This is a genomic window from Corallococcus praedator (assembly GCF_003612125.1).
Classification (GTDB): Bacteria; Myxococcota; Myxococcia; order Myxococcales; family Myxococcaceae; genus Corallococcus; species Corallococcus praedator.
Genome location: NZ_RAWI01000402.1, coordinates 1 through 8273, shown reverse-complemented (window position 1 = coordinate 8273; position 8273 = coordinate 1). Strand labels below are relative to the sequence as shown.

General features: G+C 71.6%; 8 protein-coding genes. 7 read left to right on the top strand and 1 reads right to left on the bottom strand.

Annotated elements, in window-relative coordinates:
* Positions 1 to 677 (top strand): TetR/AcrR family transcriptional regulator (locus tag D7Y13_RS34185; protein ID WP_147452554.1); only part of this gene is annotated, 677 nt, incomplete at its 5' end.
* On the opposite strand, the gene D7Y13_RS34180 is transcribed toward D7Y13_RS34185, so the two are convergent.
* The gene (locus D7Y13_RS34180; protein ID WP_120582274.1) at positions 636 to 1610 is read right to left on the bottom strand and encodes a LysR family transcriptional regulator; all 975 of its coding nucleotides are present in this window, start codon (positions 1608 to 1610) and stop codon (positions 636 to 638) included. The two genes, D7Y13_RS34185 and D7Y13_RS34180, sit on opposite strands and share 42 nt — an antisense overlap.
* A 60-nt stretch (positions 1611 to 1670) precedes the next feature.
* Between D7Y13_RS34180 and D7Y13_RS34175 the strand changes: the two genes are divergently transcribed.
* The 6 genes from D7Y13_RS34175 to D7Y13_RS34150 are packed head-to-tail and all read left to right on the top strand — an operon-like array spanning position 1671 to position 8265.
* Entirely contained in the window at positions 1671 to 2909 is a 1239-nt protein-coding gene (locus D7Y13_RS34175) for an acyl-CoA dehydrogenase family protein (protein WP_120582275.1), read from the top strand.
* A 2-nt stretch (positions 2910 to 2911) separates the two neighbouring features.
* A complete protein-coding gene (locus D7Y13_RS34170; protein ID WP_120582276.1) occupies positions 2912 to 3985 on the top strand; it encodes a phosphotransferase family protein in 1074 nt (357 codons plus the stop codon).
* Positions 3985 to 4677, top strand: a complete 693-nt coding sequence (locus D7Y13_RS34165) for a histidine phosphatase family protein (RefSeq protein WP_120538105.1) — start codon at positions 3985 to 3987, stop codon at positions 4675 to 4677. Before D7Y13_RS34170 ends, D7Y13_RS34165 begins: the two co-directional genes overlap by 1 nt.
* A gap of 27 nt (positions 4678 to 4704) precedes the next feature.
* On the top strand, positions 4705 to 5994 hold the full coding sequence (locus D7Y13_RS34160; RefSeq protein ID WP_120582277.1) for a LamB/YcsF family protein: 1290 nt from the start codon (positions 4705 to 4707) through the stop codon (positions 5992 to 5994).
* Positions 5991 to 6866 (top strand): 5-oxoprolinase subunit C family protein, encoded by an 876-nt coding sequence (locus D7Y13_RS34155; RefSeq protein ID WP_120582278.1) that lies wholly within the window; start codon positions 5991 to 5993, stop codon positions 6864 to 6866. The genes D7Y13_RS34160 and D7Y13_RS34155 overlap by 4 nt, the downstream gene beginning before the upstream one ends.
* A 37-nt stretch (positions 6867 to 6903) precedes the next feature.
* Entirely contained in the window at positions 6904 to 8265 is a 1362-nt protein-coding gene (locus D7Y13_RS34150) for a hypothetical protein (RefSeq protein WP_120582279.1), read from the top strand.
* Positions 8266 to 8273: the final 8 nt, after the last annotated feature.

The following is an 8273-nucleotide window of genomic DNA, read 5'->3' as shown; positions in this document are numbered from 1 at the left end:
CCCCGGAGCCCGACGCCCGGGCCCGCCTCATCACCGCGGGCCGCCGCGTCCTGGCGGAGCGGGGCTACGACGCCACGACGGTGAAGGAGGTGGCGCGCGAGGCGGGGGTGAACCAGGGGCTGGTGCACTACTACTTCGGCAGCAAGGACGCGCTGCTCCTGGCCGTCACGCAGGAGGCCAGCCGGCAATACATGACGGAGCTGCAGCGGCTGCGCGCGCAGACCCCGGTGGAGGCGCTGGCGGAGACCGCCTTCGCGTGGGGTGAGAAGCTGGCCACGGACGCGCCGGACAGTTGCCGGCTGCGCTACGAGCTGTTCGCGCTGGGGCTGCGCAACCGGGAGCTGACGCCCGCCGTCGCGGAGCTGCTGCGCCAGGGGGACACCGAGATCGCCCGCACGGTGGCGCACTACCGCGTCGGACACGAGGCAGCCCCCGCCGCCGAGGACCTGCACTACGCCATCATCCTCAAGGCGTGCGTGGACGCGCTGTCGCTGTACCACCAGCTCGACAAGAACTTCGACCCGCTGCCGGTGTACTCGCTCCTGCGCCGCATCATCCTCGCGAGCATCGAACCGCCGGCCGCGCCCCGACCGCCCGCGCGCAAGCCCCGGGCCCAGGGCCGCCGTGGGACGCCGTCACCGCGCGCGCGCCGGACTCCGCGAACGCCCCGCGGCTGAGCGCCGCTTCCGGGCGGGAAGCACGACCTCCCGGCTCAGGGCGAGCAGCTCCGCGCGCAGCCAGCGGCTCTTCGGGTCCTCATCCACCTGCCGGTGCCAGTACAGGTGCAGGTCCACGGGCGGCAGCGCCAGCGGCACGGCCAGCAGGTGGTTGCGGAGCCCCGCGTTGAGTCCTTCCGCGTGACGCCGGGGCATCGTGAGCAGCAGGTCCGAACCCGCGACGATGCGGCAGGCGGCCTCGTAGTGCTGACAGCGCACGGCCACGTCGCGCTGGTGCCCCAACCGGCCCAGCACCAGATCCTCGAAGGGCAGCCCGGTGCGCCGGGAGGACACCGCGACGTGGCGCGCGGAGAGGTACGCGGCCGGGGTCAACCTGCGGCGCCGGGCCGCCACCACGCACAGCTCGTCCCGCAGGAGCACCGCGTGCCGCAGGTCCGGACCCGTGGGCTGCGCCACGTCGATGGCCAGGTCCAGGCGCCCCGACGCGAGGTCGCGCTCCAGCCGCGTGCGCTCCAACCGCACGCTGGTGACTCGGGCCTCCGGGGCCCGGCCTCGCAGGCGCTCCACCCACGCGGGCAGCAAGGATGGCTCCAGCACTTCGTTCATCGCCAGCGCCACATGGAGCACGTCGCGCGCCGGTTCGAAGTGCCGGGTGCGGTGCACCGCCTGCTGCAGGAGCGCGAGCGCGTCCTGGATGCCAGGGGCCAGTCGCTCCGCCAGCGCCGTGGGCGCCACACCCCGGCCCTCCCGGACGAAGAGCGGCTCGCCCAGTTGTTCACGCAGGCGGGCCAACGCGTGGCTCACCGCGGAGGGACTCAGGAACAGCACGTCCGCGGCGCGCGCCAGGTTGCGCTCGCGCAACACCACGTCGAACACGCGGAAGAGGTTGAGGTCGAGCGCCGGGCGGACCGCTGAATCCTGAACACGGTTCATGAGAACACATGACCAACATTCAGTGGCTTCATCAACCCGGCGGGGCGCAGGATGCCGCGCATGGACTTCCAGCCCTCCGCCAGGACGACCGAATACCTGGAGCGCGTGAAGCGCTTCATGACCGAGCACATCGAGCCGGTGGAGGGTGCCTACCTGAAGGCCCTGCACGCGATGGAGTCCGGCGGAGACTGGCGCCAGTGGAAGGTGCCGCCCGTGATGGTGGAGCTCAAGACCCGCGCGAAGGCGGAAGGGCTGTGGAACCTCTTCCTTCCGGACGCGAAGCTGGGCGCGGGATTGAGCACGCTGGAGTACGCACTGCTCGCGGAGCAGATGGGCCGCAGCTTCATGGCCCCGGAGGTCTTCAACTGCAGCGCCCCGGACACCGGCAACATGGAGGTGCTCTGGCGCTACGGGTCCCCGGAGCAGCAGGAGCAGTGGCTGAAGCCCCTGCTCGCGGGCGACATCCGCTCCGTGTTCTGCATGACGGAGCCGGACGCCGCGTCGTCGGACGCCACCAACATGCAGGCCACCGCCGTGCTGGATGGCGACGATGTGGTGCTCAATGGCAAGAAGTGGTGGTCCAGCGGCCTGGGTCACCCCAACGCGAAGGTGGCCATCTTCATGGGCCGCACGCCGGAGACGGGCACGGACCGCCACCACCAGCACTCCATGGTGCTCGTCCCCCTGGACGCGCCGGGCGTGGAGATCATCCGCATGCTGCCGGTGTACGGGGACCATGACGCCCCGCACGGCCACGGCGAGGTGCACTTCCACGACGTGCGGCTGCCCCGCTCCGCCCTCATCTCCGGGCCGGGCATGGGCTTTGAAATCGCGCAGGGCCGCCTGGGGCCGGGCCGCATCCACCACTGCATGCGCTGCATCGGCGCGTCGGAGCGGGCCCTGGAGCTGATGATCGACCGGGGCATGGGCCGCAGCGCGTTCGGCAAGCCGCTGCTCAACCTGGGCGGCAATCGCGAGCGCGTGGCGGAGGCGCGCATCGCCATCGACCAGGCCCGCCTGCTCACGCTCTACGCGGCGTGGAAGCTGGACGAAGTGGGCGCGATGGGGGCGATGACGGAGATCTCCGCCATCAAGGTCGTGGCGCCCAACGTGCTCCAGAAGGTGGTGGACGACGCCATCCAGTTGCACGGCGGCGCGGGCGTGTCGCGCGACACGCCGCTCGCGGGCTTCTTCGCCCAGGCGCGCAGCCTGCGCATCGCGGACGGCCCGGATGAAGTGCACAAGGGCGTCATCACGCGCATCGAGCTCGCGAAGCGCGGCTTCTCCCGGGGGAGCTGATCATGGCCTCCCCTGTTCCCCTGGACGAGGGCAAGGCCGTGCGCCCCGGCGAGGCGCTGGACGTGCCCGCCGTGGACGCGTGGCTCAAGGCCCAGGTGCCGTCGCTCGTGGGCACGCCGGAAGTCACCCAGTACACGGGCGGCGCGTCGAACTGGACCTACCGCCTGAAGTACGAGAACCGCGACCTCATCCTGCGCAGGCCGCCCGCGGGCACCAAGGCGAAGTCCGCGCACGACATGTCGCGCGAGTACACGGTGCAGCAGGCGCTGAAGCCCGCGTACCCGGTGGTGCCCACGATGGTGGGGCTGTGCCAGGACCCGGCCGTGCTGGGCGCGGAGTTCTACGTGATGGAGCGCATCCCCGGCCTCATCCCGCGCAGGCACCTGCCCCGGGGGCTCAACCTGGACAAGGCCCAGACGCGCCAGCTGTGCCTCAACGTCATCGACAAGCTCATCGCGCTGCACGGCGTGGATGCGCAGACGGTGGGCCTCACGTCGCTGGGCAAGGGGCCGGGCTATCCGCAGCGACAGATCTCCGGCTGGTCCGACCGCTACGAGAAGGCGCGCACCTGGAACGTGCCCCGGATGAAGTACGTGCGCGACTGGCTGGCGGCGAACGTGCCCCAGGACATCGCCACGTGCGTCATCCACAACGACTGGCGCTTCGACAACGTGGTGCTCAGTCCGGAGAACCCCACGGAGGTCATCGGGGTGCTCGACTGGGAGATGGCCACGCTGGGCGACCCGCTGATGGACCTGGGCAACACGCTGGCCTACTGGGTCCACGCGGATGACAACCTGTTCCTGCGCGCCACGCGCCGGCAACCCACCGACCTGCCCGGCATGCTGCGGCGCGAGGAGGTGGTGGCCTACTACCTGGAGCGCACCGGGCTGAAGCCCGCCAACTGGACCTTCTACGAGGTCTACGGCGTCTTCCGGCTCGCGGTCATCGTCCAGCAGATCTACTACCGCTATCACCACAAGCAGACGCGCAATCCGGCGTTCAAGAACTACTGGCTCATCGCGAACTACCTCGCGTTCCGCTGCCGGCAGCTCATCAAGAAGGCGGGGGGCTGATGGGTGTCGTCTATCTGGTACGCCATGGGCAGGCGTCCTTCGGCGCGGCGGACTACGACAAGCTGTCGGACGTCGGCCTGGAGCAGGCGCGCGTGCTGGGAGCGTCCCTGCGCTCGCGCCTGGCGAACGTGGACGCGGTGGTGACGGGCACGATGCTGCGTCACCGCGAGACGGCGGACGCGTGCCTCCAGTTGCTCGGACAGGCGTTGGAGCCCCGGCGGGTGGCGGGCTTCAACGAGTTCGACCACGAGGAGGTCGTGGAGCGACACACGCCGCGCTACGCGGACCGGACCGTGCTGCGCGAGGAGCTGCTCACCGCGAAGGACCCGCGCCGCGCCTACCAGGAGCTGTTCACCCAGTCCGTCGCGCGCTGGGTCGCGGGGGGGCACGACGGCGAGTACAAGGAGTCCTGGTCCGCCTTCAAGGTGCGCTGCCTGGAGGCGATGGACGCGCTGATTGCCTCGCTGGGGGCGTCGAAGACGGCGCTGGTGTTCACCTCCGGCGGTCCCATCACGGCCATCAGCCAGGACCTGCTGGGCATCCCGGACGCGCATGCGTTCCGGACGAACTGGACGCTCGCCAACTGTGGGGTCACCAAGGTGATCTACAGCGAACGGGGCCGCTATCTGTCCACCCTCAACGAGCACGGCCACTTCGAGGGCGTGCACCGGGCGCTCATCACCTACCGCTGACGGGCGGGGCTCGCGTAGCGTGGGCCCATGACGCGGTGCCTGCTCAACATCGACCTGGGGGAGCTGCCCGGGGAGGACGAACAGCTCTACGCGCTCGCCCACCTGGCGAACATCGCCTGCGGCGGGCACGCGGGCGATGCGGACTCCATGCGGCGGGCCCTGGAGCTGTGCGAGCGCCATGGCACCCTGGCGGGCGCGCATCCGTCCTTCGTGGACCGCGAGGGCTTTGGCCGCAAGGCCCTGGACGTGGCCCCGGAGGTGCTGCGCGCGCAGGTGGCGGAGCAGTGCGCGCGGTTGGTGTCGCTGGCCCGCGAGCGCGGTGTGCCGGTGCGGCACGCGAAGCCCCATGGCGCGCTGTACCACTCGGCCAACAAGTCCCCCGAGCTGGCGCGGGCGGTGGTGGAGGGCGTGGTGGAGGCGCTGGGAACGGACGTCACGCTCGTGGGTCCCGGGACGGGCGCGTTGAGGGATGCGGCCCGGGCGGCGGGGCTGGGGTATGCGCGAGAGGGCTTCGCGGACCGGGGCACGCTTCCAGACGGCTCGTTGATTCCGCGCGGTCAACCCGGCGCGGTGCTGACCGACGTGGCGCGCGCCCGGGAGAACACGGTGCGGCTGGCCACGAGCGGCACGGTGGACACGCTGTGCGTGCACGGCGACACGCCGGGGGCGGTGACGCTGGCGCGTGAGGTGCGCGCCATGCTGGATGCGCTGGAGCGTCCTCCGGAGCCCCTGGGAGACAGCGCGCTGCGACTGGTGCTGCCGGAGGCGGTGGACCGGCGACAGGCGCGCGAGGCCCTGTGCGCGCTGCCGGGGGTGCTCGATGCGGTCATCACCGAGTCCCATGCCTGCGTGTACTTCGAGCCGGCGACGCCCCCCGAGGCCCCCGCGCTCGTGCTGACGCGGCTGCGCGTGATGCCTGTGACTCCGGTGGAGCGACCGCTGCTGCGCATCCGCGTGCGCTACGACGGCGAGGACCTGCCGAAGGTGGCCGCGCACGCGGGGCTGTCGGTGGAGGAGGTGGTGCGCCGTCACACGGCCCGCGAGTACACGGTGCGCTGCGTGGGGTTCCTGCCGGGCTTCGCGTACCTGGGGGAGGTGGATGCGAGCATCGCCTGTCCCCGGCTGGCCACGCCGCGCACGCGGGTGCCGGCGCTCGCGGTGGGCATCGCCGGGGAGCGCACGGGCGTGTATCCCTTCGCGTCGCCCGGGGGATGGAACCTGGTGGGCACGGCGCTGGACTTCACCGCGTTCGACCCGAAGCACGGCGCCGTGATGCAGTTGGGTGACCGCGTGCGCTTCGAACGGGAGGACCCATGACGGCCTCGATTGAAGTCGTCAGCCTGGGGGCTCCCGTGATGGTGCAGGACGGTGGCCGGCCGGGACACATGCACCACGGCGTTCCTCCGGGCGGCGCGTGGGTGCCGGAGCTGCTCATCGCCGCGAACCGCGCGGTGGGCAATGCCTGGAGCGCCGCGGCGCTGGAGGCCTACGGACGGCTGGAGCTTCGCGCCCGGGGCCGTGACGTGCGCGTGTCCGTGGATGGAGAAGCCGCGCGGCTCCTCGCGGATGGCGACACGCTCACGGTGCCCGCGCCCACCCGGTATGCCGTGCGCTACGTGGCCGTGGACGGCGCACTGTCCGTCCCCGAGGTGCTGGGCGGACGCGGGACGTTGGGAGTGGCCCGGCTGGGAGGATGGGAGGGCCGTCCCCTGCGCAAGGGAGACTCCCTTCCACTGGGCCCGCCGGTCTCCGCGGACAGTCCTTCCGAAGCGGACCTCCCGCGCCTCGCGGAGGCCCTGGACCCCACCGCGCCCGTGCGCATCCTCCTGGGCCCGGACACCGCCCGCTTCGGCGACGCGGCCGTGGCGATGCTCCTGGGCAGCACCTTCACCGTGTCGCCCGCCAGCGACCGCGTGGGACAGCGGCTGGACGGACCGCCCGTTCCCCACGGCGACGAGGGCACGGGCACCTCCCGGCCCATGGTGCGCGGCGCCCTCCAGGTGACGCTGTCGGGAACGCCCATCGTCCTGGGTCCGGACCATCCGACCACCGGGGGCTACCCGCTCATCGCCGTCGTCATCCGCGCGGACTGGGGCCGCCTGGGTGCCCGCCGGGCCGGGGCTTCCGTGCACTTCCAGGCGGTTTCCGTCGAGGAGGCCCGGGCGGCCTGGAGCCATCGTCCCGCCTGAACGCAACTTCGGGGAGTTTCCGGGTGATACTGGAATCATGGCTCCCCCGAAGATCGCTCCCCGAATCCCGTCCACGCCCCGGCCCTCCGAGCCGGCGGCCCCGCAGCGTGCGCGCAACACGGTGAAGCCCGGGCAGGGCCATCCGGCAGCCTCGCGCTTCGACACCACCCCGTCCGGAAAAACGCCCGTGGCGCTGTCCACGCCCGCTGGCGTGGTGGCGCAGGGCAACCGTCCCGCGCCCGGCAGCTTCCCCAGCCCCGGGGACGTGAGGACCATCGCGGCGATGAAGGACCCGGTGGCCCGCAACCTGGCCATCACCCAGGGCTACCACGACCTGTCCAACGCGATGGGTTCGCTGCTGGGCGAGGAGAACACCAACTGGTCCACCATCGCCTCCTGGGCCTCCAAGCAGGCCGGGGTGAGCATCCGCCAGGAGGACATGCCCAAGGTGTTCGTGGACGCGCTCAAGGGCGGCGGAATCCTGGGCGGCGCGCTGAGCAAGGCGGACGACCTGCTGCGCAAGCTGGGCCTGCCCGCGCTCCCCCTGGGCGCCATCGCGAAGGCCGGCACCGATGCGCTCAACGCCACCAGCCAGGCCGTCGCGGGCGGCAATCACTTCGTCTTCAACGACGTGGGGTTCGAGTTCGCCCGCTTCGTGGAGGCCTTCCAGGGCGACACGGGATACGACGCGGCCAAGGTGGAGCGGTTCGCCGCCAGCATCCCCGCGGACAAGCCCCTGCTGCGTGAGGCATTCAGTCACTACGCCGAGGCCATGTTCGAGAAGGACCCGAACAAGAAGGCCGAGCTGGTGCTGCTGGGCAACACCCAGGTGGGGCTGCACGAGCAGACCCAGCTCCAGCCCTACATCGAGGGCGCGCTCAACGCGCCGGTGAAGGACGTCTTCCGCAAGATCCTGAAGCAGTCCGTCGAAGCAGGCGCCAACGCCCTGCCCTTCCCCGCGAACCTCGCCGCGAAGGCCGCCATCAAGGCGGGCGTGGTGGACGCGGCCCTGAACCCGCTGGTGGATCAGCTGGCGACGGTGTTCCGCGCCGCCGTCACCGAGAACATGATGCGGCTGACGCTGCCCGGTGGCGCGCTGAAGCTGGGCAACGACCTGCCGCCGCCCAAGGGCATGGAGGACGTGCTCTTCCCGCCGCACCTGCGCACGATTGAAAACCCCGAGCTGCGCGCGCTGCTGGGGCGCCTGGACCGGACGCCCGACAGCCTCCACGGCACCGCCGCGAAGGACTGGAGCAAGCTGGACCAGCGCATGAACTTCGTCGTGGACCTCATGCGCTCGCGTCAGGCGGATTCGCAGCTGTTCGGTTCGCCCCTGGGCAAGGAGGGCCACTACCCGGTGCCCACCCCGTCCCGCCCGGCCACACCCGCGGTGGCGTAGGCCCCGGT